Raw genomic sequence first — 26,698 nt, 5'->3', positions numbered from 1 at the left:
TCAGCCCAGATTACGCACGATGTGCGGGCCGATAAGATTGGCCAAGCCAATCGGCATGCGCCGCCAGGTTTCAATCAGCAGTTTGTACTTGGCATTGTTCGGGTTGTTCTGCGGAATGCTGTCGCGCTTGTAGAGACAATACTCGTAATGCAGTGCTTGCGGCTCGAAGCCCCAGTTTTTCTTAAATGAATAGGGGCCGGTGCCCACTTTGCTGCGGCCGTAGTCGAAAACCTTGAAACCGCGTTCACAACTGCGACGCATCAGTTCCCAGTACTTGAAGTCGTTGGCGGCGAAGTTGCGGGCCGTCTCGTCATCCCCAGCATAGTAGGGCAGGACTTCGTCGCGGAAATAGAAGGAGAGGACACTACTGAGCGGTTTGCCTTCGGGTGTGGTGACCGTAAGGATTTCGCAGTCGTCGCCAAAGACCTGGAGCAGGGTATCGAAATAGCGCTTGGGTAGGGCTGGCGTACCATGCCGGTGTACGTTGTCGGCAAACAGTTTGAAAAATCGGTCAGATTTCCGGTCGACCGTGGAAACAAGACCATTGTTGATGCCTTTTCTAACCATCGCCCGTTGCTTGCGCGGAATGGCCTGCATATTGGCCTCCACGTCAGCCAGGATTGCTTTGCGGAAAGTGACGTAGAGATCCTGGGTTGGCCAATCAGCGTGCCGGGGTTGGATATTGCGAAATTCTAGATGATCGACGTCCAGCTTGCGTGCCAGCGACTGGGCTTCCTGCTCGAGCGCTGTTGCGGCTTCCGGTGTGGTGGCCGCAACGCCGCCATAGACGGCAAAAGGCAGGGCGATCAGCGAATTACCAAAGAGCCGGCTCTTGATATGGGCTAGTGGTAGCACCCCTTCTATTTTTCCATCCTCCTCGGCATAGAGAAAATAGGTCGGGTGGCGGAAGACATTGCGGAGAATGCTTTGCCAGGCGGCTCGATGGAAAAAAGTGGCGTCCGGACAGGCCAGAACGAATGCATCCCAGTGCACCGCGTTTGCCGTATCTGTCAGAGTGAGCTGCTTAATCTCCATTGGTGCTACCAACAGGGGCGAGAAATAGTTTGTCCATGCGGCCCCATGTGAAATCGGCAAGCAGGCGATTCAGGCGTTGCTCCATCCGGTGAATATTGACGTAATGACGGAAGCGCGTCTTGGCGCTGATTCCGGGGATTCTGGGTTGCCCCGTGTCCACTTCCCACGGATGAAAATAGAACACGGCCGGGAGCTGGTCGACCCGGTTGATCCGTTCGATCATCCATCGCGACAGGCTGTAGGGCATCAGCCGGAAGTAGCCGCCACCACTGGCTGGCCAGTTTCGGTTGAGAAAGCGTAGGGTCGTACAGGGAATCTCGACCAGGCCACCAATGGCGTGGGCGTGGCGAGGCGCGTTCGGCATGCCGTAGTGGTCATGACGAATCGGGTAGATGCTTGAACTGTAGCGGTAGCCAGCGCGCTCCAGACATTCGAAGGCCCACAAATTTTTCTCGCCGATTGAAAAGCTCGGGGCGCGATAACCCTTCACTTCATGGCCGGAGAGATCTTCGAGAATCAGCTTGGCAAGATTGATATCGGCAAAAAAACTCTCCGGGGTCTGATCGCTGGCTCGCTCGTGGCCATAGCCATGGCTGGCCAGTTCATGGCCACTGTCGACAATGCGCCGAACGACCGCCGGATAACGTTCTGCGAGCCAGCCCAGTGTGAAAAAAGTACCTTTCGTGCCATGCCTATCGAGCATGGCAAGAATGCAGTCTACGTTGCGTTCAACGCGGCATTCGCGAATGGCCCAGTCGGAGCGGGGAATATGCGGGGCGAATGCCGAAACCTGGAAGTAATCCTCGACGTCAATGGTCAGCGCATTGCACGGAGCAACGATTGGCTTCGTCATTGTTGGCAATTAGCGTCGCCCTTGATGCTCAATCAGCCAGCCAGCGAGGTCTGCTGCAATGCGTTCGGCTGCATGGCCATCCCAGAATTCGGGTACGCGCCCACTTTTTCCTCGGCCGGCCAGTACCTCTGAGGAGTGACGGCGAATAGCATCGACGTCACGCCCAACCATGGTGTTGGTGCCTTGGTCGACAGTAATGGGGCGTTCGGTATTTTCGCGCATGGTCAGGCACGGTACGCCAAGGGCGGTTGTTTCTTCCTGCAGGCCACCCGAGTCTGTGAGAACGATGCGGGCATTGGACATCAGACCAAGCATTTCAAGATAGCCCTGTGGGGGCAGCATGATCATCCGCGTGTCGTTGATCAGCTGATCAAGGCCAAATCGTGCAATATTGGCTTTGGTGCGTGGATGCAGCGCAAAAACCAATGGAATTGATTCAGAGATTTCACGCAACACATTGAGCAGGGATTCCAGCACATCCGGGTGATCAACGTTGGACGGACGGTGCATGGTGACGATGCCGAAACCCTGTGATCCACTGATCAAGGCCGGATCAATACATGCTGCCTGCAGGCAATCAGCTGGCTTGCGGGCAAACTCCCGGTTGCTTAACAGCGAATCGATCATGACGTTGCCGACAAAGCGAATTCGCTCGCCTGCGATGCCCTCACGCGCCAGATTGTCGGCAGCGCTTCGTTCTGTAGTGTAAAGAAGATCAGCGACCTGATCAGTCAGGACGCGGTTGATTTCTTCTGGCATGGCGCGGTCGTAGCTGCGCAGCCCGGCTTCGACATGAACAACCGGAATCCCTTTTTTGACGGCAACCAGCGTGCAGGCCAAGGTCGAATTGACATCTCCGACCACCAACACACAGGAAGGCTTCTTGTCGTCTACAACGGGTTCAAAGCGGCGCATCACCTCAGCTGTTTGAACGGCATGGCTACCCGAGCCAACCTCAAGATTGATGTCAGGGTGAGGGAGCCGCAAGTCCTCGAACAGTTTATCGTTCATGTCCCGATCGTAATGTTGACCGGTATGCACCAACAGTGTGGGAATGGCTGGCTGATGTGCAGCAAAGGCGCGCAGAATAGGCGCCATTTTCATGAAATTGGGGCGGGCGCCGACCACGCAAATTACTGGGCCGAGCTCGGCAGGCCAAGTGTTAGGCATCTGATTTTTCATTCTTGTTTTGAGAAGTGGTTAGCGTGCTGGAATGAGCAAAAACTTGCTGCAAAAGTTGCAGTGTGGCGCCGTTGATTCGTTCAAGTTGTATCAGGCTTGACTCCAACCTTGCGAGGCGCTCGGCAACATGTTCGGCATTCAATACGGTTAGCAGTTCATGAGGAGGACGAGCGTATTCGCCAAGAGTTCCTGTTGCCAAGGGGTTTGGTTGAGCCGAAACCCCAATGCCATCATTCAAGGCATATTGCATCTGAACCTGCGTCGAGCCGCCAATGGTCTCTTCAAATATCTCTCGGGCAACTTCGTCCACATCGGCGACATCGAAGCTCTTCTGATGATTGAGAAAACCAAACAAAAGTAGCCGATCACATACGGAATTAATGCGTCGAGGGATACCGCTGCTAGCTTTGAAAATTGTTTCATAAGCCCCAGAGGTAAAGCTTGGCGAATCAGTTGCACCTGCATGATGCAGGCGGTGTTCGATATAGGCTTGAGTTTCGCTGACATCCAACGGGCCAATGTGGCAGGCCGCAATCACTCGTTGGCGAAACTGCATCATGTGCGGGCTTTGCAGGATTTGCCGGAACTCCGGTTGGCCGATGAGAAAACTTTGCAGCAAGGCCTGGTTGCCATACTGAAAATTGGAGAGCATGCGTAATTCCTCGACTGCCCGGGCCGTCAGATTCTGGGCTTCGTCAACAACCAGAAGGCAGCGCTTGCCTTTGGCCGTCATGCTGATCAGGAATGCCTCCAGCGACATCAGGACATCGGATTTGGCGACATCTTTGGTGCGCAGGCCAAATGCTGCGCCAACAAGCCGTAGCGTATCGTCGGCATCGAGTTGGGTACTGACCAACTGGGCGGCAACCACCTTTTCAGGATCGAGACTGTCGAGCAGTCCGCGCACAATAGTAGTTTTTCCCGCGCCAACTTCGCCCGTGATCACGATGAAGCCCTCGTTTTGGTGCATCCCATACTCAAGGTAGGCTTGCGCACGGAGGTGTTGCTTGCTGCCAAAATAAAAGGCTGGGTCAGGATTCAGCTGGAATGGCTTGCTGGTCAAGCCGTAGAAGGACTTGTACATGGTGCTAAAAAATTACTGAAATGGTGCCGACGAGTGCGTTTTCGGTGTAAGGGTTGGATGTGCTATCGAACTCCGTATGGCGGATGGTGAGTCCACCATTAGTCTTGGCGCCAAGCTTTGATGTGAGGCTAGCCTGGTACATCATGGTCGTGGCCTTTAGCGTGCTATTTCCAGTCCCTGTGCTTTCCTGGCGGGATGCCATAAAGTTCAGACTCGAAATAGCGCTTAGTTGATGCGACAAGTTAACGCTAATACCTCGTTGTCGAATGTTGTTCGTATTGTTGAAGTCGTCAAACTCGGTGCTCGAGGCCAGAATTGATTGGTTCTCGTTTCTGTTGAATAGCACAGTAAGTGTGTTTCTTGCCCCTTGGACTGCCAGAGCAAGTTGTTGACTGCGCTGCACCGTAGCGCGAGAACTCAGAAAGCTGCTGGTAGCCAGGGTATTGGCAGGGATGCCTGCCCTAGTTATGCGGTCTATCGCACAACTGTTGGCGGCTTGCTCCAGTTGATTCGGGTCGGTATAAATACTGGAGAGTAGCTGGCTGCAAATTTGCCGAAAGAGGTCGAAAACGGTACCAAGCCCGACCGATGAAAATTGATCCGGTAGAACCGATACGTCCTTGGTGTCTGAATAGCGAATGCTGCTTAACGGAAAACGGTGACTGAGGCTATATCGGTGACCGTCACCAAAAAAACGACGTTCCTTGAAGGCTGAAATCTGGGTACGCTCGGTCGGTGTCCAGTCAAAGCCATAACCATAAGTTAACTTTTCCTCAACGTTTTGCGATGCGTAGTTATTGGATTCCTGGCCACCACTTAGAGAGACACGGAATTGAGGAACAATTGTATAGGTGCCAATCGCATATAATCGATCTGCCTCTGTTGCTCGCCCACGGCTATAGCTGGCATTCTGCTGGGTTCCGTCGATAGACCATTTCAGGTTCTGAAATGGGGTGCTTCCACGTAATTGCCCAGCCCAGCTAGAAAGCTCTATATCGGAAGCGACTGAGGCATTGGATTGAGTGGTCGACCATGTATAACGTAACGAGTAATCGGCAGCTCCAGCCAGTTGCCCGCGGATATAAGGAGAGAGGCGATAGGTCGATGTTTCTGTACTATTCGTGTTGACGTTCGCGTTGCTGGGTGACTGTGCACCAAATGCAGAAATCGCCTGCTGGGCGATAAGACCACTGAAGTCCAGATACATCCAGTTTGATATCGCTTCAAGCGTGCCAAAGGTGTTAAGAGCGTTTTGTGTTTGGCTATTGGCCGACGATGTTGAGTAGAAAATGCCCGTCAATGCATAGTCAAAGTAAGCCTTCAGTCGGGCCGTTTTTGCGTCGATACGAATGCCGGGAGCAAGTTGAGTGATGAAGCCACTTTCCTTGTTGTTTTGACCGCCGCCAATCGCGACGTTATCTGTCCATGTCTCGGTCAGAGTGAAACGTGGGACTACAACAAAAGCTTGACTTTGTGTCCCTGAATTAAGGGCAGGTGGCTCCTGGGCAATAGCTGCATTAGTCCACAGGCACGCTATGACTAGTCCTGTGGTGCGTGACAGGAGGATGGTGCTATTTTTCATGTCCGTACCCATAGCCGTACCCATAGCCGTACCCATCTGCCTTGACTGTCCGGATTTGGTTGAGGACCATCATCTTGATCGGGCAGGACTCAATGGTTGAAATGGCTTGCTTTACGGCGGATTGAACGGTGTTTTCGGCATTGACAACGACAACAATTTGCCCCATGTGAGTGGCAAGGACACGTGCTTCGGTGGTCAGCAGTAAAGGTGGGGAGTCAAAAACGATGATACGGTCACTGTATCGACTTGCCATGTCATTTAGCAGGCGTATCATCGCGTCGCTCGCCAGTAGTTCGGTGGCACGAGGGTGCGGTGTACCGCTTGGAAGGATGGAGAGCTTTTCGATATTCGTGCGTAACAGGACCCCAGAGATGTCGAGAGAGTTTTGTTGAAGCACGTCAAGCAAGCCCTTACTTGGCGGAAGTCCAAGCATATTCAGTACTGATGGGCGAGCAACATCGGCGTCAACCAGCATCACGGTATTATCTAGTTCCATGGCGATGCTGATGGCCAGATTGATAGCCGAAAAACTCTTGCCTTCACCTGGCAAGGCGCTGGTAACCATGATCAAGTTGCCGTTGGGAATCGGCTCAGCTCCTCTACCCATGGCATTGGCAATCAGCGGGCGCTTAATCACGCGAAACTCGTCAGCAAGCTGGCTACGGGCTGCATTCGGCACCAGCAGACCGGAAGCCGAAATTGCTTCCAAGTTCAATGTGGTTTCCACTGCATTCGAAGATTGAATCCCGAGGGGCGCGGGGGAACAGCTCACTGTATCAGCTGCACTTTGTGAATGCTGCATTCCATCGAAAGGTACCGGTTTAAAAATTGGTGCTTCGTCCCGTTCTTCCGGTAGCTCAACACCAGCTTGGCGGAGTTGTTCAAGGCGCTTGGCTGCTTGCTCAATCAGACTCATCGATCAACCTCCTGCAGCACGTTGAGAAAGGATGGTAAGTAGCCCTAGTCCAAGTGCATAGGCCACTACCAAACCACCACTGGCTAGCAAAAAGCGACGAAGACTGGCCCGTTCCTTGAGGCGACGCGCCTCGTTTGGAATCAACGACACGGTGCCCAAAACGGGAAGATCAGTTGCCTCACGCAAGGACTTGCTATCGAAAAACACAGGGCGAATTTGGCTGGCTGCGAAGGCAGCAAAAAGGCCGCCTGCTATGGCAAGTACGAGGCCGAGAGGGAAGAGAAGTAAACGATTCGGTGCTACAGGTGTGGATGAGGCACGAGGAGGGTCGATTAATCGAAAATCAGCCATTGAGCCTGCTGTATCGAGGTCACCCGACATTTCCGCAGAGTCTCGACGCGAAACCAGTTGCTCGTAGTTCTTCTTGTCGAGTTCATAATCCCGATTCAATTGGGCAAACTCAGCTTCGAGTTGGGGCTGATTCTTCATTACGCTCGTAGTACGTTTGTAGCGTTCTTCATACTCACTGACGCGAGCTCGGAGTGAGGCAGTATTGGCTTCGGATTCTGCAAGCGATACCTTGAGCTGCTGATATACGGGATTATTGCTGACTGAAGAGCCTGGATTGGCCGCAGCAAATTTTTTTCGGGCCTGAAGCTCTTGGCGCTTTTGCTCTTCCAGATCCTTGATCATGCGTCGTGTCCCGATTACATCCGGGTGTTGTTCTGTATAGCGTTGAAGCAGTGTATCGAGGTTCCGCTTCTGGACATCAATTCGGCCGTCAATCTCTGGTAGTGATACGCTTGACTCACTTCCAGAGGTTTCAGGAAGCAGCACTGGTTCTTCGCCAACGATTTGACGGCGAAGCGCATCACGGGACTGCTCCGCTTCACGTAGCTCAAGACGAGCGCTATTCAGCTGGTTTGTCAGTTCACTAAGGCGATCAACGCCACTCTTGCCTTCCGATGTGGCAAGTTCGATATTGCGTAATTTAAATTCCTTGAGGCGGTTTTCTGCGTCTTCCAGCTTCTTCTCATAGTTACGAATTTGTTCTTCAAGGAATTTGCGTGCTGAATCGGTATCTTGCCGCTTGTCGCCCAAGCTGGACTCAACGAAGATCGAAACAAGCGCTTGAACAATTCGCTGGGCCTTGGCCGGATCAGGGTCGCGGGCAGAGATCGTGTAGAGATTGTCGCGGCCAAGCCCTTGTATTTTAAGGGTGCTTGACAGTGAGTCGATTAGCGCTTCCTGTTGTGCCTTATCTTTGACATTCAGGTCAAGGTCAGCCATCCGGATTAGTTTTTCCAAATTCGGCCGGCTAATCAATGTGCGACTGAGCATCATGATCTGCTGCTCAATATTTGGCTGAACAGCGAGTCCTGACATCAAAGGTCTTAAAATAGATTGCGTGTCGACATAGATTCGGGCAGAGGCTTCAAATTGATTTGGAATACGTAGTATCACGCCAGCCGCTATGGCGCCGACAACCCACGCGACCACCATCCCGAGGTGCCGATGTTTCCAGGTCGCACGCAGAATGGTAAATGCCTGCCGAAGAATTTCTTCCATCTATGAGCTCAAAGATATAACCGCCACCGTGAATACACGGCAGCGGTAGGTTGTTCCGGGATGATTAGAACCAGCTTTGTGGAATGATGACAACGTCACCAGGTTTCATTTCCACGTTGGCGGAAACGTCGCCGTTCTTGACAAGGTCTTTTAGGCGTACCCGGTACTGCGCGTTGTTTTCAGAGGTGCGCAGGATAGTCGCTCTGTTACCGTCGGCGAAGTCAGTTATGCCACCGACGGCGATCATGACATCGAGAACTGTCATTTTTTGCTTGTAAGCAAGAATTTGTGGCTTAGCCGCCGCGCCAACGACACGAATTTGCTCGCTGTAGGGACCGACGAAACCAGTGACAATCACAGTGACCACTGGATCACGAATGAATTTCCCCAGTTCCTTTTCGATGTCACGGGCAAGGGTCGTTGAATCCTTCCCCATTGCAGCCAAGTCATCAATCAAGGGAGCCGATATTTTGCCATCGGGGCGGACAGGTACACTCATTGACAATTCAGGATTGCGCCACACAACGATGTTGAGTGTGTCGCCAGGGCCAATCTTGTAGCTGTAGTCGGCTGTGGCAGCCAAAGCAGGGGCTGGAGGATTGCTACTACAACCGATCAACGTTGATGCTAAGAGTGATGCGATCAGCAATTTGGTAGCAAATACCAAGTTGAAATGATTTAAGGGCATGGTTGTTATCTCGATCAAGTTGCAGGCGGTAACTAGTGTTGAAGGCGCTTAGTAGGGCGATATCATAACGGAAACAGGTGTAAAAAACGAAAATGACAACGCTACATCGAGAAGGAATTCACGTTAATGCCTAAACACCATGACGCAAGGCGTCAACAATATTGACCTTTGTGGCACGGTAGGCTGGGTATAGAGCTGCAAAAACAGCTGCGCCGAATCCTGTTGCGCCGGCTGAGAGTATGGCTAAAGGCTCCAGACGGATCAGGGCCGTATAGCCGAGATTGGAATTTGGTGGAGGCGGCATTGGAATGCCTATGGCAGAAATGCCCCAAGCGAAGATGCAACCAAGGAGAATGCCAAGGCCGGCACCGAGCAGTCCCAGCAAGATGGTTTCCATCATGATTAGTTCAAAAACCGTTTTTGGCTTGTCACCAAGAGAAAGCAGTGTGCCGAACTCCCTGGTTCGCTCATACAAGGTCATATTAATGCTATTGGCGACACTGAGGAGAACCATCAAAAAGATAATCAAGCGTAGGACGCCGAATTGAGCATCATAGAGTTGAACAGTTTTTTCGTAAAAATCCGAAAGTTCCCGCCAAGTCATTACTTTGATCCCGTGCTTCTCAACCTGATCACGAATGGCACTGGCGATTTGATCTGTTTCTTTGGTCTCACTCAGTGTCAAGACCAGAACGTGGGCAGATTTGGTGTCGAGTAACTCTTGTGTCGCAGTTAGGGGAATACGTATCGCCCTAGCGTCGAACTCCTTTGAAAAACTTTGAAAGACGCCAATGACCTGAAGGTCCATTGTATTGATTGCACCTTGAGACAAACTTATTATTAACGTGACACGATCACCAACGTGCAAATTTAACAAGCGCGCAATGCCTTGACCAATAACAACTCCATCAGAGTCTGCCTCTTCCAATGGTCGTCCTTCGCTATAGCGAATGAAGCTGCCAATTTTTCGTTCACCGGCTGGTTCGATGCCTTCGCCAATAATTGCCAAGTCGCGCTTGCCATTACTTAGCATCCCAACAAAATTGATTCTGTTAACAGCTTGTTCTACTCCAGTTTGCGCCTCAAGAATTTTCTTCGTAATTGTCGGATCATTGATCATGTGTGACTCAGACGTACGCGATCTGCTCGCCCAATAGCCAGGAGTCGCCAACTGAATGTGCCCGGTTTGGGAGTGGATGGTCGCTTCGCCAAGCTGTATCAGGATGTCTTGAACGAAGCCTCCAGCCAAGATCATGCTGATTACTCCAAGAATAATCGCAAATAAGGTGGCGGCAGTACGTGAACGATGGCGAAACAGATTTCGCTGTGCCAGCGCAAGTCGCCCAAATGTCTGACTCGTCACTGGTTGCACCTTAATGCGTCTACAACGTTCATGTGACTGGCCTTCCAAGCGGGCATTACGCTGGCAATCAGTGTCGTAACCATAGCCAGTCCGAGCGCATCCAGGGAAAGCCACGGAGTGACTAGAATCTGGGCGGTGAACCCAGTTTCCATCCCCGGAGGGGGGGGCATCGGGATACCTATTGCCGACAGGGTTTCGGCGATTCCATAACCGACTAATACGCCGGTAAACCCGCCAATAACCCCAATTAATAAACCCTCAACTACGAACATTCTCAATACCTCAGAACGTCTTGAGCCTATGGCCATCATTGTGCCGATTTCGGTGGTTCGTTCAAGAACGCTCATGGTCTGTGTATTGGATATCGTCAATACAATTATCAGCGCAATGATTGTCTTCATCAGGCTGACTTGCGTTCCAAAAAGCACTACAGTCTTTTTATAAAAATCAGCGAGATCTATCCATGGAATTACCTCGAAATCTGTTGGTGATAGCACGGAACGCAATTTTGCTACGACCTGTGTAGTTTGTTTCGTGTCCTGCAGCAGCACGACCCACGAACTAGCACCATCGATTCGCATTAGTTTACGTGCAAGCTTGAGTGGGAGGCGCAAAGCAGTGTCATCGAACTCTTTGGCAGAGCTAAAAAACACGCCTGCAACTACAACTTCAATTGCATTGGGGGTACCGTTTGCGGCGGTAACAAGTAGAACGATGGTATCTCCGGGTTTTGCAGTCAGGTTCTTTGCAAGGCCTTCGCCAAGAAGGACGGAGCGCTCATCGCTTCTTTCCAAATTTTTTCCTGAGCGGATGTGAATCTGATCACTGATCACAGCTTCTTGTGCGGGCTCTATGCCCTCACCAATGAAACTGACGGTAGTGTCGCCAAGGCTGGCCAAGCCGCTGAATGCGACACGCTGGGCAATACTTACTACGTTCGGGTGCTGAGAAATGCCATTGAATTCTTCCGATCGCGACGGCAATAGATAACTATATGGATCTGCGATACCTTTTTCCAGATAGCCTGGTTTGACTATTTGGATATGTCCCAACTGAGAGCGAATCGTCGATTCGCGCATGTTTTCGAAGATCCATTCAATGAAACCGCCAGCTAGAAGATAGGCGACCAACCCCCCGGCCACAGTAAGAACGGCAATGGCCGTGCGATTCCTGTTGCGTTTCAGGTTGCGTGCTGCAACTCGAAATTCTGTAATTAAACTGATCATTGGCGCAAGGGGGCTGCTTCGGGTAATGTGGCTCAATTGATTGTAATACCAAACGAATCAAGTCTTGAGGAATGGCAGGAATGTTTAATTACGACGATGCGTTTTCAAGGAATATCGGGTGGGTCACCGAGTTAGAGCAACAGCGGCTTCGCCAATCGCGTGTTGCTATAGGAGGGCTGGGAGGGGTTGGCGGTGTTCACTTACTGACACTGGCTCGTCTTGGAATTGGGCGATTCTCAATAGCTGATTTTGATGTCTTTGATATTGTAAATTTCAATCGTCAGGTCGGTGCAACGGTCAGCAGTTTAAAACATCCCAAAATCGATGTTCTGGCTGATATGGTCAAAGACATCAATCCAGAGGTTGACCTGAAGCTGTTTTCAGCAGGGGTGCAAGAAGACTCACTGGAAGCGTTTCTTGACGATGTTGATGTATACGTCGATGGGCTTGATTTTTTTGCATTTTCTGCCCGGCGGATGACGTTTTCTGCGTGCGAACGAAAAAACATTCCGGTCGTTACTGCTGCCCCGTTGGGATTAGGAACGGCACTTCTGGTTTTCGGGCCGGGTGGGATGCCTTATGAAGACTATTTTGGCTTTGAGGGATGCGATGAAATGGAGATGGCAATCCGATTTCTTGTTGGTCTGTCGCCCGCTATGCTTCAACGTGGTTACGTTGCCGATATGAGTCGTGTCAACTTGGCCGAACGACGGGGTCCGTCGAGTATTGCCGCCTGCCAGCTATGTGCCGGAGTAGCGGCTGTTGAAACATTAAAGCTACTGCTTGGTCGGGGAGGGGTAAGGCTAGCCCCCTGGGGTAGCCAGTTTGATGCGTATCGCATGCGCTATGTCAGGACTTGGCGTCCTGGCGGGTTCCGGAATCCGCTACAGCGCCTGATGCGGAGTTTGGTTCGTCGGCAGTTGGCGCTCATGGCAAGGAAAACTGACAATGAGTCGTGACGTGCTGATAGAAATTCTCGATTTGGCTCGTTGGGCGCCGAGTGGTGATAACACACAGCCGTGGCGATTTGAAATCGTGGCAGATGATCGCTTGGCAATACACGGTTATGACACCAGGGAGCATGTCCTTTACGATTTTGACGGGCATCCGAGCCAGATGGCTCATGGTGCTCTGATTGAGACATTGCGAATTGCAGCGAGTGGATATCAGCTTGTGTGCGAGTGGCGCGTGCGGCCGGGATCTCCAGATAACGCTCCTGTTTATGATATTGAACTGAGGAGTGTGCCGGATTTGTTGGTTGATCCGTTGCTCCCACATATTGAAAAGCGCGTGGTCCAACGTCGCCCCATGCGTATGACGCCGCTTACCTCGGAGCAGCGAAACGTACTTTCGCTAGCCCCCGGCAGCAATTATTCCGTCCAGTTTTTCGAGAATATGACTGATCGGATGAGGGTGGCAAGACTGCTTTGGGATAACGCGTATATTCGCCTGACTTGCCCGGAAGCGTATCAAGTACACAGGGATATCATTGAATGGGGAGCGCGCTTTAGTCATGATCGCTTGCCTGAAGAGGCAATTGGAGTTGATCCAATGACGGCCAAACTCATGAAATGGGTGATGCAGAGTTGGTCGAGGGTGGAGTTCTTCAATCGCTACCTACTGGGAACTGTTGTTCCTCGCATCCAGCTCGATTTCATCCCAGCTCTTGCTTGCGCGGGGCATCTGCTGCTTAAGCCTCGCAAACCACTAAATTCTATGAATGATTACGTTGAGGCGGGAATGGCTATGCAGCGTCTTTGGTTGACGGCTACTTCGCTTGGTTTGCATCTGCAACCAGAAATGACGCCTGTGATTTTCCGTTGGTATGCCAGAGCTGGTCGAAAAATATCGGCCAACTCAGAAATCAATACCGAAATTGAACTGGTAGCTTCACGTTTTGAAAGTTTAGCTGAGGCATCAAATGATCAAAGCTTCGCTTTCTTTTGTCGGATTGGCCAATCGACAGTCCCAACATCGAGGTCTTTGCGCAAGAGTCTAAGTCAATTGCTGAATCTAAACTAAACTGCAATCTTAGGGAATATCAAGGCTCTTCCAAGGTCACAACCTCCTGTTCGATCTGGGTTGGCTTGTGAGGGTACTAAAAAACAAAGCCCCCAATTACTTGGAGGCTTTGGTATCAGTCTGAAGCCGCCGGAAGGCCGCTTCATTTTTACATCAAGTATTTATTACTTGGCAGAACGACGGCGGCGGAGAGCGCCAACGCCAAGCAGTCCCAGACCTACAAGAGCCAGAGAGGCGGGTTCCGGCACAACAACCACTTGGCCCAAGGTCAAGTCAATGGCGGTGCTGCCGCCGAGAGGGTCGATAACAGCTTGCAAAGCGCCGAGGCTTGCGAAATCAACCGCACCACCTGCGCCGCAGGTAACGATTACAACGCCGTTGTTGAAGCCGCAGAGGCCGAAAGCCGCCAGCGAGATATACGTGGTTTCCGGCACTGCGTGCGCATTGGAAATCAACTGAATTTTCGACCACTGGTTGGCCGATGTGTAAGCTTCCAGGTCAAAACGGAAACCACCATCGGAGAAAATGACATCAAGGGCAAAGGCGGAGGTGGCTGCATCGGCGAGGAATATGCCGCCCAGACCGGTCGGGTCAATTGCGGCTGCGCTATTTACGCCGTCCCAGCGAACGAGGCCTGTACCAGTGGCTAGTGTATCGACGCTGAAGTCAAGGAAACCACTGGAAACGGAAATGTTTGCGTCACGGGTTCCAACACCGCCGTTGGTCAACAGATTTACACCGAGGTCACGGTAACCACCGAGAATGCTGGTATCGCCGACAGCGCCAACTTGCGACATGATGTAAGCGCCGCCAGGAGTAGTGTCAGTAAGGGGGGCTTGTGCGGTCGTAAATAGGTCAATGGTGTTAACCAATGCTGCGTTGGCAGCGGAACTAAAGGACATCGCGACTACGGCTGCCGCAATAAGAGTTTTTTTCATGAGAATTCTCCGGTCTGTCTGGATGGAAATTACATTGTTTGAACTTACGCAGTGATCTAAAGCGATATGCGTGCCAACATGATTAAAACCCTTATTAATCAGTTGTTAACGGCGTTTTTGTTGCCTCAGAAAAGCAATCAAAAATGACCTGTGTAAAATATTCCGACAGTATTTCCTTCAAGGAGCATTTCAGTGCCGCAAATGGAACTTAAACAGATTCTTCAGCATCCTCAGGAGGCTGCTGATCGGTTGTAACCCTTGTTCCGATTAATTTGGCCGGAATTCCACCCCATATTTCACCTGGCCCGATTTGAGTACCTTTTGTTACTACAGCCCCAGTGGAAACGATCGCACCATCGCCGATCGTCACGCCGGAAAGTACTGTTGCGCCAGCTCCTATGGTTACGTTGTTCCCCATTTTAATTGGGTAGTGCGCCAGCTTACTTCCCTCGATCACGTGTGGAACAAGTAATGCATATTGGCCAACAATGCTGTTGCTGCCAATTTCGACAAACTGCGCATCGAGAATAATGCCCGAACTATAGGTGTTATCTCCAAGTTTTGCGCCCAAGCCCAAGTACACCAATCGCATGATCGGCACGGGAACGAAGCCACTGCGCAGAATAGGGTAGAAAAGAATCAGATAGAACAAGAGATAAACATGGTAGACAAACTCTTGTTGAGATCCTTCCGGGATATCTCCACTGCGCAGAGGGAAGAGCAACAGAAAAGCCCTGAAAAAAAACAGAGCGAAGGCATAGATCAGAAGCGCAGATAAAAATACCACGGCTATCTCGTGATAGCCCCCCAACGGAATAAGTGTCGCCAATAGCACGGCGGCGCTTATCCCGATGCTTACCGCTAGCGTCAGTAGCAGTGCAAATGCCGCTATCTGCAAACTGTTTATTCGTCTCATCTGATGATCCTTGAGATTACACGGATGTTTGAAAATTCATTGCAATTGGCTAAGGCTACGTACGCACAGAGCCTTGATGTGTTTAGCCAACGTCAACGAGACGTGTTCCCCGTATTGATTGTCGGCCAAATTTTTTGCACGGAGCGTGAATTTTGGATCGCCCATGAGCTTTTCGATGGCCTGCCGTAGCCGGGTTGGCGTAGCACGGTCGGCTCGTACCAACAGTCCTGCTCCGAAATTGACAATAGTTTCCATGTTGAGAAATTGATCCATGTTTCGGGCGATTCCCAAAACAGGTATTCCATTTGTTAATGCCTGATTGGTGGTTGGGCTGCCCCCGTTGCAGATGACCAGAGTGGCATGCCGGCAAACAACTGATCCTGGTAGATAGTTGAAAATTTGCGTGGTGGGTTTTGGGTCCTTCAGGAACAATGGCTTACCAGCGGTCGCTATCAAGACTCTGCTTCCGATACCCTCTAGGATGGGAGCGATGTCTTCAATAACTTGTGGATTACCGGAACTACCCATGGTGACATACGCTAGAGGCCCCGTGCCGGACAGGAAATCCATTTCCCCATCGAAATCGGGTGACCATGCGATCGGACCAATGAATTCGGCGCCCTTGTGCGCGGATACATCAGGGAAAAGAGCGGGGAAGTTGGCAAATAATCGCTGATCAGCATCGGTATAGCAGCGCCGCAGATCGTACCCAAGAGACGGGAGATTAAATTTTGACCGGAGACGTTCGAGCGGCAAGGCGTGCAGACGGAATGCCAATGGGGCGATGCGATGAAACAGGAATTCAATTAGCGGGATTGGTGAGTAGCGGGTAAAGCCGAATACAGGCAACGGCGTGCTGAGCTGACGTTCCGGGCTCCAGTAAGCATCGCAAATGGCGATATACGGTATGGAGCGTAAACGGGCACTAACTGACAGCGAAAGTCGAAAGTCTCCAACCACGACATCTGGTTTTTCCTGATCAATCAGCGCCAAGTCTGCGTCGACATAGCGGCATAAAGTTGGGAAGTCATAAAGCGGTGAGCCACGCTCGAGTTTGTGCGCGAAAGTGTCCCCATCTTGGCATTCCAGGTCCAGTACAGGAAATGGAAGCCCCGAAGTTAATTTCGCATATTCGGCAGGACGACAAAGAACGACGTCGAATTGTTGTGCGTCCAATTCTTTGGCCAGCGTTAGCGGCCGTGCAACGTGAGCAAGGGTGGCACCTTCAGCAAAGAAAAGCACTTTTAGCTTTTTCAATGGGCTTTCCTTGTCCTGTTGCTACGGGGCGTAGCGTCTTGCTCTGCGTTGATTAAACAGGGACTTAAAAACTGTAGCGAATTTCGGAATAGACGCGATCCTGTTGGTCGTATCTACCGAACAAGCCAGTAGGAGGGCCTTTAAAGATATCTGCGCCAATCAGTAATCGCCAATTGCGCTCGAAATTCCAGGCTAAGCGTGGTCGCAATAGCCAGTCGCTCCGGTTCAGGCTGGAAATGAAGATGGCCTGGGCTTCCCAGTTATTGATGAACTTGGTGTTGAGCAACAGGCTGTAGCCATTTTCTTCTTTATCCGGAATCTGGGTTGCGTTGTAGTTGGAATATCGACGCTGGAATAATTGGACGTTGAAACGACTTTCAGCAGGAAGGGTGAAATCTAGCCCAGCGGCCCAGTCGAAGGTGTTTTGCCGGACGACACCATCACTGTCGGCAAGGTCCTGTACGCTGAAGCTACGGCCGGTCGTGTACACACCTTCGGCCTTCAAGACTACATCTCCAAAGTCCTTGGATAGCGTGCCACCGTATTGATGAATGCGGTCGTGGTGAGCTTGATAGACGACTGTCGGACCATCGAATTGGCGGTAGAAGGTCGGACTGATATCTGTGCTGTGGTAATAAAAACCTGATACGTCCCAGCCATATTTCAGGGTTGAGAGACGTAGACCGTAGTTCATGTTGTCGGTGTCACGCTCGGGTCTCGTTTCGGCGAGGTAGCGGACGTTAGCGGCGGCTGGCATCGGATAAAACTCAGATCCGGGTTTGCCGATGTTGTCGTAGCTGGCCACCGGAATCCACAGCAATTCGGCATGAAAGTCATTGGCGAAATATTCGGCGCGGGCAGCCCATTGCGGAATGCGCATTTGGTCGAATTCTGGAAGGACGAATTCTCGAAGGTCTCGGGCGGATACGACATCGGCGAAAAACAGGCCGACCATTTCGCCCCAGACAACGTTCTGTTTGCCGAATCGGAAGTCCCAGTTGCCGGCGCTGATGTCTAGATAGTTTTCTCGCAGCTCAAGGTTGTAGCGCTGATTCTTTTCGACGTCGGCAGGGTAGTAGTCGTTGATACTGTAGGCTGCGTCGTAGTCGAAGCGGGCTCCCATTTTCCATTTTGTCCCTTCGCCAAGCTTGCCGGCGCTGCCCAGTTCGGCACGGGTGCGTAGCTTGGACCAATGTTCCGGAGTGGCTGTCGTACGGGCAGCTTCGAATTGGATAAAGCCCTTGATGCCGGAGCCGGCCTCACGGGAGGGTGAAGAGAGCTTGGGAAGATCGTCGCCAAAGAGTGCGTCGCGGCCAAACAGGTCGTCGTCTGCAGCGTTGGCGCCAATGGCAAGAGTGCAGGCAGCGATGATGGTTAGACAGTGGGCGGTTTTTGGTTCGGTCACGGGATATTCCTGTTGATTTCAGTGGGCCGGTTATTCGTCTTCGGATTCGGGCAAGCTGCGGACTCGGGCCAGGTTCCAGGTCTTGTTACTTTCGTTGCGGACGCCAAAGGCGGTGATGCAACCATCTTCCATTTGAACCAAACGGTCAGCGCGATCAATGACTTTTTGGTCGTGCGTGGAAAAAATGAAGGTGGTTTTCAGGTGACGATTGATCTGCTTCATCAGGCTGAGAATTTCGCGGCCAGTTGCCTTGTCGAGGTTGGCGGTTGGTTCGTCGGCGAGGACGATACTGGGTTTGATGGCCAGAGCACGGGCAATGGCGACACGCTGACGTTGTCCGCCACTCAACTGGTTCGGGCGATGGTTGGCAAACTGGCTGAGGCCGACGATATCCAGAAAGTAATCAACCCGCATCTTCCGTTCTTCGGCAGAAATATCGGTGCGGCGGAGCAGGGGGTACTCTACATTTTCCGCCGCGGAGAGCACCGGGAGCAGATTGAAGGTCTGAAAGATGAATCCAATTGATCGCGAACGGAGGTCGGCCAGTTCGTTAGCGGTTTTTTCGGACACGTCTTCTTCATTGATGAAAATCTTGCCGTGAGTCGGCTTGTCAATGCAGCCGATCAGATTGAGCAAGGTGGTTTTGCCGCTGCCAGAGGGGCCGGAGATGGCGAGAAAGACGCCGGCGTCGATGGACCATGTAATATCATTCAAGGCGTGGACGGTCTGTTCGCCGAGCTGGTAGTCCTTGAAGACGTGTTCGATGCGGACAACGCTCATAGTTGGTTGCTGCCGTCAGTAATTAGACCATCAAGATCGTGCAGGAGAGTATTCATGGTAAATAACAAGTGCATTCGGAATGGCAGATGGTGCGTTGCTCTGACGTCCGGCATTTTTCTTTTGCTCCAGTCACTGACCGTTGCAGCGCAAGGAAGCAGTGTTGCGCCGACCGATGATGCGATTGCCCGCAGTATAGTTGAAAAGGCGGACAAGGTTCGCTTTCCCGCTGATGGGTTTCAGGTTGACATTGTAATAAATTCCCTGCGCCCGGACAAAGATGCCGACATGCGCAAATACCGCGTGCTTTCAAAGGGTAACGAGAACACAGTCGTCATGGTGACGGAGCCGGCTTCGGAGCGTGGCCAGATCATTCTGATGAAGGGGCGTGATCTCTGGGTATTCATGCCAGAGGTATCGCAGCCGGTTCGAATTTCGCTGGCGCAGCGTCTGACTGGGCAGGTGGCAAATGGTGATCTGGCGAGAGCCAATTTTTCTGGCGACTATAATCCCAAAATCATCGGCACCGAAAAAATCGGTAACGACTCTTTTCATATTCTTGAGTTAATTGCCGTTGACCGTAGCGTTACCTATCAGCGAGTCGTTTATTGGGTCAATGAAAAATCGGGCTGGCCATTGAAGGCTGAGTTCTACTCGCTGTCCAATCGTCTTATGAAGAAATGCAGCTACGAGAATTTCCAGACGTTGGCGGGGCGGATTCGTCCGACGCGGCTGGTGATGGAAGATGCGTTACGCAACGGCGATAAGTCGATTCTCGACTATAGCGACATGAAATTGCGTGACCTTCCGGACAAGGTGTTTACCAAGGAATACCTGAAAAAGCTGGACTGAGCGATTAGTCGAAGAGCAGTGCTGCTGCAACCTTGCGCCCTTCAGCGGCAAGGATGTTGTAAGTTCGGCAGGCAGCTTTCAGGTCCATGATTTCGATGCCGATTCCGGCCGGGGCAAAGGGCCTGAGCAGGGCGCTAGGCGGGAAGCGCAGCCTTTTGCCGGTGCCAAGCAGGACTATTTCGGTATCCAGTCCGAGCAGAATATTCATGTCTGATTCGCTCAAGGTGTTCACTGTCGCTGAAGTCCAGGCGGGAATCATCGACTCGGGAAGCAGAATCAGGTTTTTTTCATGTTTTTCGTGGTTGACCGCAGCATAGTCATCGCCATAGGCGGTAAACAGGTTGAGTCCTGCGGTATTCGAGATGTGAAGTTTCACTGCGCGATCATTCCGAAAAGTCCGCCAAAATTGCGGTGCACCATACGATAAAGTAGGATTATACCTTTGGCCCTTGTGGGCCATAAGTCGTTACGTCGGAAGATTCCAATGAAACACGTCAAGAAGTCCGCCAAACTCGCCAACGTCTGCTATGACATTCGCGGCCCCGTGCTGCAGAAAGCCAAGCAGATGGAGGAAGAGGGCCACAAGATCATCAAGCTGAATATCGGCAATCTGGCTGCGTTCGGCTTTGATTCGCCTGAAGAAATCCAGCAGGACATGATCCGCAATCTGCCGAATGCGGCCGGCTACACAGACTCCAAGGGTATCTTCGCGGCGCGCAAGGCGATCATGCACTACACCCAGCAGAAGGGTATCAAGGGCGTGACGCTGGATGACATCTACGTCGGCAACGGCGTGTCAGAACTGATCGTGATGGCCATGAATGCCTTGCTCGATGCGGGTGATGAAGTACTGGTCCCGGCGCCGGATTATCCGCTATGGACGGCGGCGATCAGCCTTTCAGGCGGTACGCCGAAGCATTACCTGTGCGACGAGAGCAAGGGCTGGTTGCCCGACCTTGATGACATTCGCAGCAAGATCAACGCCCATACCAAGGCGATTGTCATCATCAACCCGAACAACCCGACCGGTGCGCTTTATCCGGACGACCTGCTGCACGAAATCATCGACATCGCTCGCCAGCATCACCTGACGATTTATGCCGACGAGGTTTATGACAAGGTCTTGTACGATGCTGAAAAGCACACCTCGATCGCTTCGCTGGCCGAAGATGTCCTGATGATCACGTTCAATGGCCTGTCGAAAAACTATCGCTCCTGCGGTTATCGTGCCGGATGGATGGTGGTTTCAGGCGACAAGCGTCACGCCAAGGATTACATCGAAGGGCTCGACATGCTGGCGTCCATGCGTTTGTGCGCCAATGCACCGGGCCAGCATGGCATTCAGACCGCGCTGGGTGGCTATCAGAGCATAGACGACCTGGTCAGGGACGGCGGTCGCCTGCGTCGCCAGCGCGACATTGCGCATGAACTGATAACTGCCATTCCCGGGGTCAGCTGCGTCAAGCCGAAGGCAGCGCTGTACATGTTCCCGAAGCTTGATCCGGTTATTTATCCCATCAAGAACGACCAGCAATTCATCTCTGAGCTGCTCCAGGAAGAAAAGGTGTTGCTGGTGCAGGGGACGGGCTTCAACTGGCCGCATCCGGATCACTTCCGCCTTGTATTTCTGCCGCATGAGGATGATTTGCGAGAGGCCATTGCGCGTATCGCTCGCTTCCTCGAAAACTATCGCAAACGTCACAACACCAACCAAACCAAGTAAAGACTGCACATGAAACCTATCAATGTTGGCCTTATCGGCATCGGCACCGTCGGCGGTGGCACCTGGACCGTTCTCAAACGCAACGAGGAAGAAATTACCCGCCGTGCCGGCCGTCCGATCCGGATTACTGCCGTGGCCGACAAGAATGTTGAACTGGCAAAGCAAATCACTGGTGGCTCTGCCCGTGTCTCCGACGATGCCTTCTCGCTGGTAAACGATCCGGAAATCGACATCATTGTCGAACTGATCGGCGGCTACGGCGTGGCCAAGGAAGTGGTCATGCAGGCGATCGCCAATGGCAAGCATGTTGTTACGGCCAACAAGGCGCTGCTCGCCGTGCACGGCACGGAAATTTTCAGCGCAGCGCAAGACAAGGGCGTCATGGTTGCTTTCGAAGCAGCCGTGGCCGGCGGTATCCCGGTCATCAAGGCGCTGCGCGAAGGCCTCAGCGCCAACCGCATCGAATGGGCGGCCGGCATCATCAACGGTACGACCAACTTCATCCTCTCCGAAATGCGCGACAAGGGCCTGTCTTTTGACGACGTGCTCAAGGAAGCCCAGCGTCTCGGTTACGCCGAGGCTGATCCGACTTTCGATATCGAAGGTGTCGATGCCGCTCACAAGGCCACGCTGATCGCCTCGATCGCCTTCGGCATCCCGGTGCAGTTCGACAAGGCTTATGTGGAAGGCATCACCAAGCTCGAAGCTTCCGATATCAAGTATGCAGAGCAACTCGGCTACCGCATCAAGCTGCTTGGCATTGCCAAGCGTCGCGACAAGGGCATTGAGCTGCGTGTCCATCCGACCCTGATCCCGGCCAAGCGCCTGATTGCCAATGTCGAAGGCGCGATGAATGCCGTACTGGTCAAGGGCGATGCCGTTGGCGCGACGATGTACTACGGCAAGGGTGCCGGCGCCGAGCCGACCGCTTCAGCCGTGATTGCCGATCTGGTCGATGTCACCCGCCTGGCTACGGCTGATGCCGCGCACCGCGTGCCGCACCTGGCATTCCAGCCGAATGCCATGTCCAACCTGCCGATCCTGCCGATGAGCGAGATCGAGACCGGTTATTACCTGCGTCTGCGTGTCGAAGACAAGCCGGGCGTGCTGGCTGACGTCACGCGCATTCTGGCCGATCAGGGCATCTCCATCGATGCCATGCTGCAGCGCGAACCGGAAGAGGGTGAAGGCGAGACCGACATCATCATCCTGACTCATGTTTGCAAGGAAAGCGCTGCCGATGCCGCAATTGCCAAGATCGAAGCGCTGTCTGCCCAGAAGGGCAAGGTCAAGCGCATTCGTCTGGAGGAGTTGCAGTAAGCCCGACCAGGCATGCAAACAAGAAACGGGAGCTTCAAGCTCCCGTTTTTGGTTAACGAACCAGGCGAAGATAGGCCTTGGTACTTGGCGGGACTGCGATGCGCACGGTGTTTCTCCCGGCCACGACAGGCAGACCTCGGGAAATGGGCTGAAACGGCCCCATGATCGAATCGGCTTGTTCGACTCGCCAGACGGCTTTTTTGGGCGAGATCAGTTTCAACTGATAGATTTCGTCGTCGGTCCTGGTCAGGCTTGGCGCAAATGGGCGGGCCAGTGGTTCGCCGATGAAAAGACCTTCACCCGGCCAAGCCACGCTTTTCCAGTAGGCCTCGATGGCCGTTGCGCCTGACAGATAGTGAAACATCGCAACGGCAGGCATTGGAAACTTCTGCAGGTGATTGCAGGGTTCGGTAACCGTGCCGTAGCTCGCTGTGGCGCCAGCCTCCAGCCAGCGCAGGCTGCTCATTTGTTTAGAGTCGGTCAACTGGCCGCCGAATGAGGTCAGATGGTCGGCTAGCGCACCCGGTATGAACTTGAGCGTGTCAAGATTTGGTACCTGAGCCAGACCCGTGAAATAGAACAACACATCCTGGCGACCCGTGATCGAGTCCGCTTCAATTTCCTCGATGGGAACCATTACGCCGATTACTGTTTTGGTGATGCCGAATAGCTTGGTTCTTACGCTGCGCGCCTTGTCGGACGTACTCAGTAGATAAGCGGTGCCGTCCGGGAAGCTGTGATCCGTCTCGACACCGCGATCGATCAGCGCCTTGACGTCAGCAAAATTTTGTCCGGCCAACATCATGGCCGGGCGTGTCTGAAAATCATGGAATGGGTAGGTACTGGCCGTGTCGAAATATCGGCTGGCGCTACTTGGACTGCATTTCGTCGAGCAATATTTTTCATCGTATCCGAAGGCCAGGGCCGAGGTCATGGACATGCAGCCAACCTGATAGGGCTGCGTCCATGCCGCAGCAAAGGCTTGAATGTGCTTCGGAGCAAGGCGGTCGATTTCGGCCTTGAGCGGTTCGAACTCCTGCGGGCTCAGCGTTGTTTTTCCGGAGGGAAAGCGCAGATGAATGACGTTCTGTTCCGGTAATTTGCGCATTCGTTGGTAATAAGCACCGGTCTCGCGGGAGAGTGGATCATCGTCGTTGATCAGCAGCGCCAGTTCGTCGGCGGAAATGCCGGTTCTCGGTAGCTGGATAGTGGGGCCTGCATGGGCATGTACGGCCCCGAGCAGGATGCTCAAGGCCAGGATGCGCAGAAAAACGGGTAGATGCTTGGCGGGCATGGCGATTCGCTAATTCAACAGTGACCTGATTGTCGCGCATAATCACGGTCTTGAAAGCCATTGATCATCAATCCTCCCGCTCCATGTCGTCTCTCAACGATCTGCTTTGCCTGCGCATGCCGCAATTGCGCATTACGCCGCTGTTGATGGCAGCCAACGTGCTGGTCTTCGGGGCGATGCTGCTCAGCGGGGCAGGGCTGTGGCATTCGCAGAATGGCGTCCAGTTGGCGTGGGGCGCCAATTTTGGACCGGCGACCCAGGATGGTCAGTGGTGGCGTCTGGGCAGTGCGATGTTCCTGCACTTTGGCTTGTTGCATCTGGCCTTGAACATGTGGGCATTGTGGGATGGCGGCCAATGGGTCGAGCGCATGTATGGGCATTTCCGGTTTGCGGCGATCTATTTTGTCGCAGGCCTGGCTGGCAATCTGTTGTCGCTGGTGATTCATCAGGGGCATGCCGTATCCGGTGGTGCATCGGGGGCTATCTTCGGCCTCTATGGGGCCTTGCTTAGTTACCTCTGGCTGGAGCGCTCCCAAATCCAGCGCGGCGAGTTTCGTTGGCTGTTCTGGGCGGCTGTTGGCTTTTCTGTGGTCAGCATCGTTTTTGGATTGATGGTTCCGGGAATTGACAACGCTGCGCATATCGGTGGCTTGATCGGCGGCCTGCTGATGGGGGTTTTGATCAAGCCCAACGCCGGGCCTGTGGTCATGCCACAGCGGGCAAAATTGATGACGGGCCTCGTGTTCGTTGCTCTCGTCGGTGTCATGGTCGCCAACATTCCGCAGCAGGCTTACCGCTGGAGCGATGAAAAAGAGGTTCAGCGGGAAATCGGCGAGTTTCTGCAGGAGGATGCGGCGATCACCCGGGCCTGGGAGAGCATCATGCGCCAGGGGCAGAGAAAGGGTGCCTCTTTTGAAGAACTGGCTGACGTGATTGAGTCCGTCGTGGTCGATCGCTACGAGCATAGTTTCGAAGAACTTTCTGCCTTGCCGCGTGATGCCAACTTGCCATCGGCCCTGGCTGCCGAGCGGGTGACGCGATATGCCGAACAGCGGCGCGATGCTTCACGCGCCATGGTCGAGGGTTTGCGCGCCAAGGATCGGGTTCAGATTCAGAAGGCGCTGGAGCAGGCACGCCAGTCCGGGGCGGCCAAATGATGGTGGCCGTGATGTCGGCAGGAGGGCCTTGTCGCGAAAGGGTTATTCCGATCAGGATCAAGGAAACGGTGGCGGCTGACGGGCAGAATCGCAGCCTGATGCCATCCCGGCATGCCTTTTCTGGAGCTCACATGCAAACCATTCACCCCGTCCACTCCTGCGACCATCCGACCGCTGAAGCTCTCTATCCGTTCGATGCCCGCGGGATCGCCAAGCGTTTCCGTCATGCCGCCATCTTTGGCGCCCTTGATGCGCTGCAAGCCGGCGAAACGATGCGCTTCTGCAACGATCACGATCCCTTGCCGCTGCTGGCCCAATTGCAGGCTCGCTACGGCGCTCATCTCAATATCGAATACAAGCAGCGCGAACCGGGCGCTATCGTGATCGATTTCTCCGTTGTTGGCTGAGTGATTTTCACCGCGAGCCTGACCCTGCTTTCACTGGTGTGCAGCGCCGTTCTGGCGCTGAGCGGGTTGGGTTCGCCGTTGGCGGTAGCGCATCTGGCGTTTGCCGTCGGCATCGTGCCGCTGATCTTTGCGGCGATGATGCACTTTGTGCCGGTGCTGACCCGCACCGGTGAGCCGGATCGGCGTCTGGCGAAGCTGCCATCGGCGGCCCAGGCAACCGGCCTGGTGGCCGTTGCAGCAATGCAGGGCTGGCTGCCATACAGCGTGGTTTACCTGGCTGCTGCGGTCGACCTTGTTTTGGCCGCCATATTGCTCAACTGGATCGCCCTGCGTGCCCGGGCAGCGCTTGGCACACCGCATCCCGGCTGGCGCTGGTACGGCGCGGCGCTCGGCTGCTTGATGCTGGCCCTGTCGGCGATTGTGCTGATTCCGGTCTGGCCGTCTTATTGGCAAGCGCTGCGGGTTTTTCATCTGCATCTCAATACGCTTGGTTTGGTTGGTCTGGCCGCCCTGGGTACCTTGCCGGTTCTGCTGCCGACCGCCTTGGGACTGGCTGATCCCGAGGCGGGTGGCTGGTTGCGCCGGCGTTTATGGCTGGTCGCTTCCGGCGCCCTGATGGTGGCGACCGGCGCCGCCATCTCCTGGCCATTCGCCGCACCCGGCACGGCGCTCATGCTGGTCGCGGCCCTTGGCTTGCTCGGGCAATGGGGGCGACGTTTCGGCATCTGGCCGCTGCTTCGCGATGGCGTCAGTGCTTCGCTGCTGGCGGCGGTCATCGGGTTGCTGCTCACGCTGGCGGCTGGCTTGCTGCACGGCGCCGACATTATTTCGACCCGGCCGTCCTTGCTGGCCTGGGCGAGCGGTTTCCTGCTGCCGCTGGTGAGCGGTGCGTTGAGCCAGTTGCTGCCGGTCTGGCGCTGGCCCGGTCCGCAGACCCCGGAGCGACTGTTGATGCGGCGGAGGCTGGCGTCGTCCGGTTCGGTACGGGCCGGGCTGTTCCTGTCTTCAGCGCTGGCCTTGCTGGCCGGACTGGAGGTACTCGGCGCCGCCCTGGCGGCATGTGGGCTGGCTCTCTTCGTCATCGCCGTGCTGCAAGCCGTGCGCGTCACCCGGTCCACGCGGTAAAATCACG

Annotated in this window: 25 protein-coding genes; 8 read left to right on the top strand and 17 right to left on the bottom strand. The window is 53.6% G+C overall.

The features are described 5' to 3' along the window. The 10 genes from AC07TV_RS13425 to AC07TV_RS13380 all read right to left on the bottom strand — a co-directional run bounded on the left by AC07TV_RS13425 (window position 1) and on the right by AC07TV_RS13380 (window position 11,534). Complete coding sequence (locus AC07TV_RS13425) at window positions 1-1,035, bottom strand: FemAB family XrtA/PEP-CTERM system-associated protein (RefSeq protein ID WP_494648869.1); 1,035 nt, start codon at window positions 1,033-1,035, stop codon at window positions 1-3. Continuing rightward, on the bottom strand, window positions 1,025-1,888 hold the full coding sequence (locus AC07TV_RS13420; protein WP_494648868.1) for an XrtA system polysaccharide deacetylase: 864 nt from the start codon (window positions 1,886-1,888) through the stop codon (window positions 1,025-1,027). The genes AC07TV_RS13425 and AC07TV_RS13420 overlap by 11 nt, the downstream gene beginning before the upstream one ends. A gap of 9 nt (window positions 1,889-1,897) precedes the next feature. Further along, window positions 1,898-3,070: a non-hydrolyzing UDP-N-acetylglucosamine 2-epimerase gene (gene wecB / locus AC07TV_RS13415; protein ID WP_494648867.1), complete on the bottom strand. Its 1,173-nt coding sequence runs from the start codon at window positions 3,068-3,070 to the stop codon at window positions 1,898-1,900. Continuing rightward, window positions 3,051-4,154, bottom strand: a complete 1,104-nt coding sequence (locus AC07TV_RS13410; protein ID WP_494648866.1) for an XrtA/PEP-CTERM system-associated ATPase — start codon at window positions 4,152-4,154, stop codon at window positions 3,051-3,053. The genes wecB and AC07TV_RS13410 overlap by 20 nt, the downstream gene beginning before the upstream one ends. A gap of 4 nt (window positions 4,155-4,158) precedes the next feature. After that, complete coding sequence (locus AC07TV_RS13405; RefSeq protein WP_494648865.1) at window positions 4,159-5,736, bottom strand: TIGR03016 family PEP-CTERM system-associated outer membrane protein; 1,578 nt, start codon at window positions 5,734-5,736, stop codon at window positions 4,159-4,161. Further along, window positions 5,726-6,652 (bottom strand): XrtA-associated tyrosine autokinase, encoded by a 927-nt coding sequence (locus AC07TV_RS13400; RefSeq protein WP_494648864.1) that lies wholly within the window; start codon window positions 6,650-6,652, stop codon window positions 5,726-5,728. Before AC07TV_RS13400 ends, AC07TV_RS13405 begins: the two co-directional genes overlap by 11 nt. A gap of 3 nt (window positions 6,653-6,655) precedes the next feature. Beyond that, window positions 6,656-8,221 (bottom strand): XrtA system polysaccharide chain length determinant, encoded by a 1,566-nt coding sequence (locus AC07TV_RS13395; protein WP_494648862.1) that lies wholly within the window; start codon window positions 8,219-8,221, stop codon window positions 6,656-6,658. Window positions 8,222-8,285: 64 nt separating this feature from the next. Continuing rightward, on the bottom strand, window positions 8,286-8,909 hold the full coding sequence (locus AC07TV_RS13390) for an XrtA/PEP-CTERM system exopolysaccharide export protein (protein WP_494648860.1): 624 nt from the start codon (window positions 8,907-8,909) through the stop codon (window positions 8,286-8,288). A 130-nt stretch (window positions 8,910-9,039) separates the two neighbouring features. After that, window positions 9,040-10,272: an ABC transporter permease gene (locus tag AC07TV_RS13385; protein ID WP_494648859.1), complete on the bottom strand. Its 1,233-nt coding sequence runs from the start codon at window positions 10,270-10,272 to the stop codon at window positions 9,040-9,042. Beyond that, window positions 10,269-11,534 carry an ABC transporter permease gene (locus AC07TV_RS13380; RefSeq protein ID WP_494648858.1) on the bottom strand — a complete coding sequence of 422 codons (1,266 nt, stop codon included), beginning with the start codon at window positions 11,532-11,534 and terminating at the stop codon, window positions 10,269-10,271. The genes AC07TV_RS13385 and AC07TV_RS13380 overlap by 4 nt, the downstream gene beginning before the upstream one ends. Before the next feature lie 35 nt (window positions 11,535-11,569). On the opposite strand from AC07TV_RS13380, the gene AC07TV_RS13375 reads away from it, so the two are divergent. Together AC07TV_RS13375 and AC07TV_RS13370 are read left to right on the top strand one after the other, a co-directional pair. Beyond that, complete coding sequence (locus AC07TV_RS13375; protein ID WP_494648857.1) at window positions 11,570-12,457, top strand: ThiF family adenylyltransferase; 888 nt, start codon at window positions 11,570-11,572, stop codon at window positions 12,455-12,457. After that, window positions 12,447-13,520, top strand: a complete 1,074-nt coding sequence (locus AC07TV_RS13370) for a nitroreductase family protein (protein WP_494648856.1) — start codon at window positions 12,447-12,449, stop codon at window positions 13,518-13,520. Before AC07TV_RS13375 ends, AC07TV_RS13370 begins: the two co-directional genes overlap by 11 nt. Window positions 13,521-13,684: 164 nt before the next feature. On the opposite strand, the gene AC07TV_RS13365 is transcribed toward AC07TV_RS13370, so the two are convergent. From AC07TV_RS13365 to AC07TV_RS13345, 5 genes are all read right to left on the bottom strand, one after another. Then, on the bottom strand, window positions 13,685-14,458 hold the full coding sequence (locus tag AC07TV_RS13365; protein ID WP_494648855.1) for a PEP-CTERM sorting domain-containing protein: 774 nt from the start codon (window positions 14,456-14,458) through the stop codon (window positions 13,685-13,687). Between the two features lie 208 nt (window positions 14,459-14,666). Then, complete coding sequence (locus AC07TV_RS13360; RefSeq protein ID WP_494648854.1) at window positions 14,667-15,374, bottom strand: acyltransferase; 708 nt, start codon at window positions 15,372-15,374, stop codon at window positions 14,667-14,669. Window positions 15,375-15,410: 36 nt separating this feature from the next. Then, complete coding sequence (locus tag AC07TV_RS13355; RefSeq protein ID WP_494648853.1) at window positions 15,411-16,631, bottom strand: glycosyltransferase; 1,221 nt, start codon at window positions 16,629-16,631, stop codon at window positions 15,411-15,413. Window positions 16,632-16,695: 64 nt separating this feature from the next. Then, on the bottom strand, window positions 16,696-18,036 hold the full coding sequence (locus tag AC07TV_RS13350) for a DUF1302 family protein (protein ID WP_494648852.1): 1,341 nt from the start codon (window positions 18,034-18,036) through the stop codon (window positions 16,696-16,698). Window positions 18,037-18,066: 30 nt separating this feature from the next. Then, a complete protein-coding gene (locus tag AC07TV_RS13345) occupies window positions 18,067-18,816 on the bottom strand; it encodes an ABC transporter ATP-binding protein (RefSeq protein WP_494648851.1) in 750 nt (249 codons plus the stop codon). A 54-nt stretch (window positions 18,817-18,870) separates the two neighbouring features. Between AC07TV_RS13345 and AC07TV_RS13340 the strand changes: the two genes are divergently transcribed. After that, entirely contained in the window at window positions 18,871-19,665 is a 795-nt protein-coding gene (locus tag AC07TV_RS13340; RefSeq protein ID WP_494648850.1) for an outer membrane lipoprotein-sorting protein, read from the top strand. A 4-nt stretch (window positions 19,666-19,669) separates the two neighbouring features. On the opposite strand, the gene AC07TV_RS13335 is transcribed toward AC07TV_RS13340, so the two are convergent. Then, complete coding sequence (locus tag AC07TV_RS13335) at window positions 19,670-20,041, bottom strand: Mth938-like domain-containing protein (RefSeq protein WP_494648849.1); 372 nt, start codon at window positions 20,039-20,041, stop codon at window positions 19,670-19,672. Window positions 20,042-20,149: 108 nt separating this feature from the next. Between AC07TV_RS13335 and AC07TV_RS13330 the strand changes: the two genes are divergently transcribed. Next, window positions 20,150-21,388, top strand: coding sequence for a pyridoxal phosphate-dependent aminotransferase (locus AC07TV_RS13330; RefSeq protein ID WP_494648848.1), 1,239 nt, complete (start codon window positions 20,150-20,152; stop codon window positions 21,386-21,388). Window positions 21,389-21,397: 9 nt separating this feature from the next. Beyond that, window positions 21,398-22,708 carry a homoserine dehydrogenase gene (locus AC07TV_RS13325; protein ID WP_494648847.1) on the top strand — a complete coding sequence of 437 codons (1,311 nt, stop codon included), beginning with the start codon at window positions 21,398-21,400 and terminating at the stop codon, window positions 22,706-22,708. Between the two features lie 52 nt (window positions 22,709-22,760). On the opposite strand, the gene AC07TV_RS13320 is transcribed toward AC07TV_RS13325, so the two are convergent. Then, window positions 22,761-24,002, bottom strand: a complete 1,242-nt coding sequence (locus AC07TV_RS13320) for a TIGR03790 family protein (protein ID WP_494648846.1) — start codon at window positions 24,000-24,002, stop codon at window positions 22,761-22,763. An 83-nt stretch (window positions 24,003-24,085) separates the two neighbouring features. Here AC07TV_RS13320 and AC07TV_RS13315 point away from each other — a divergent pair, with 83 nt between their 5' ends. From AC07TV_RS13315 to AC07TV_RS13305, 3 genes are all read left to right on the top strand, one after another. Beyond that, window positions 24,086-25,159, top strand: coding sequence for a rhomboid family intramembrane serine protease (locus AC07TV_RS13315; RefSeq protein ID WP_494648845.1), 1,074 nt, complete (start codon window positions 24,086-24,088; stop codon window positions 25,157-25,159). Between the two features lie 131 nt (window positions 25,160-25,290). After that, on the top strand, window positions 25,291-25,566 hold the full coding sequence (locus AC07TV_RS13310; protein ID WP_494648844.1) for a DUF2249 domain-containing protein: 276 nt from the start codon (window positions 25,291-25,293) through the stop codon (window positions 25,564-25,566). Then, entirely contained in the window at window positions 25,567-26,691 is a 1,125-nt protein-coding gene (locus AC07TV_RS13305) for a hypothetical protein (protein WP_494648843.1), read from the top strand. Window positions 26,692-26,698: the final 7 nt, after the last annotated feature.

It is taken from the genome of Azonexus sp. GW821-FHT04F04 (assembly GCF_059420025.1).
Note: the sequence above shows the minus strand (reverse complement) of the source record. Positions and strands in the feature narration are given on the sequence as shown.

Excerpts from the sequence above, each read along its gene's own strand:
- AC07TV_RS13375 (WP_494648857.1), top strand. The coding sequence starts at position 11,570 with ATGGCAGGAATGTTTAATTACGACGATGCGTTTTCAAGGAATATCGGG.
- AC07TV_RS13420 (WP_494648868.1), bottom strand. The coding sequence starts at position 1,888 with ATGACGAAGCCAATCGTTGCTCCGTGCAATGCGCTGACCATTGACGTC.
- AC07TV_RS13370 (WP_494648856.1), top strand. The coding sequence starts at position 12,447 with ATGAGTCGTGACGTGCTGATAGAAATTCTCGATTTGGCTCGTTGGGCG.
- AC07TV_RS13340 (WP_494648850.1), top strand. The coding sequence starts at position 18,871 with ATGGTAAATAACAAGTGCATTCGGAATGGCAGATGGTGCGTTGCTCTG.
- AC07TV_RS13410 (WP_494648866.1), bottom strand. The coding sequence starts at position 4,154 with ATGTACAAGTCCTTCTACGGCTTGACCAGCAAGCCATTCCAGCTGAAT.
- wecB (WP_494648867.1), bottom strand. The coding sequence starts at position 3,070 with ATGAAAAATCAGATGCCTAACACTTGGCCTGCCGAGCTCGGCCCAGTA.
- AC07TV_RS13310 (WP_494648844.1), top strand. The coding sequence starts at position 25,291 with ATGCAAACCATTCACCCCGTCCACTCCTGCGACCATCCGACCGCTGAA.
- AC07TV_RS13330 (WP_494648848.1), top strand. The coding sequence starts at position 20,150 with ATGAAACACGTCAAGAAGTCCGCCAAACTCGCCAACGTCTGCTATGAC.
- AC07TV_RS13325 (WP_494648847.1), top strand. The coding sequence starts at position 21,398 with ATGAAACCTATCAATGTTGGCCTTATCGGCATCGGCACCGTCGGCGGT.
- AC07TV_RS13315 (WP_494648845.1), top strand. The coding sequence starts at position 24,086 with ATGTCGTCTCTCAACGATCTGCTTTGCCTGCGCATGCCGCAATTGCGC.
- AC07TV_RS13320 (WP_494648846.1), bottom strand. The coding sequence starts at position 24,002 with ATGCCCGCCAAGCATCTACCCGTTTTTCTGCGCATCCTGGCCTTGAGC.
- AC07TV_RS13345 (WP_494648851.1), bottom strand. The coding sequence starts at position 18,816 with ATGAGCGTTGTCCGCATCGAACACGTCTTCAAGGACTACCAGCTCGGC.
- AC07TV_RS13400 (WP_494648864.1), bottom strand. The coding sequence starts at position 6,652 with ATGAGTCTGATTGAGCAAGCAGCCAAGCGCCTTGAACAACTCCGCCAA.
- AC07TV_RS13425 (WP_494648869.1), bottom strand. The coding sequence starts at position 1,035 with ATGGAGATTAAGCAGCTCACTCTGACAGATACGGCAAACGCGGTGCAC.
- AC07TV_RS13405 (WP_494648865.1), bottom strand. The coding sequence starts at position 5,736 with ATGAAAAATAGCACCATCCTCCTGTCACGCACCACAGGACTAGTCATA.
- AC07TV_RS13360 (WP_494648854.1), bottom strand. The coding sequence starts at position 15,374 with ATGAGACGAATAAACAGTTTGCAGATAGCGGCATTTGCACTGCTACTG.
- AC07TV_RS13365 (WP_494648855.1), bottom strand. The coding sequence starts at position 14,458 with ATGAAAAAAACTCTTATTGCGGCAGCCGTAGTCGCGATGTCCTTTAGT.
- AC07TV_RS13395 (WP_494648862.1), bottom strand. The coding sequence starts at position 8,221 with ATGGAAGAAATTCTTCGGCAGGCATTTACCATTCTGCGTGCGACCTGG.
- AC07TV_RS13390 (WP_494648860.1), bottom strand. The coding sequence starts at position 8,909 with ATGCCCTTAAATCATTTCAACTTGGTATTTGCTACCAAATTGCTGATC.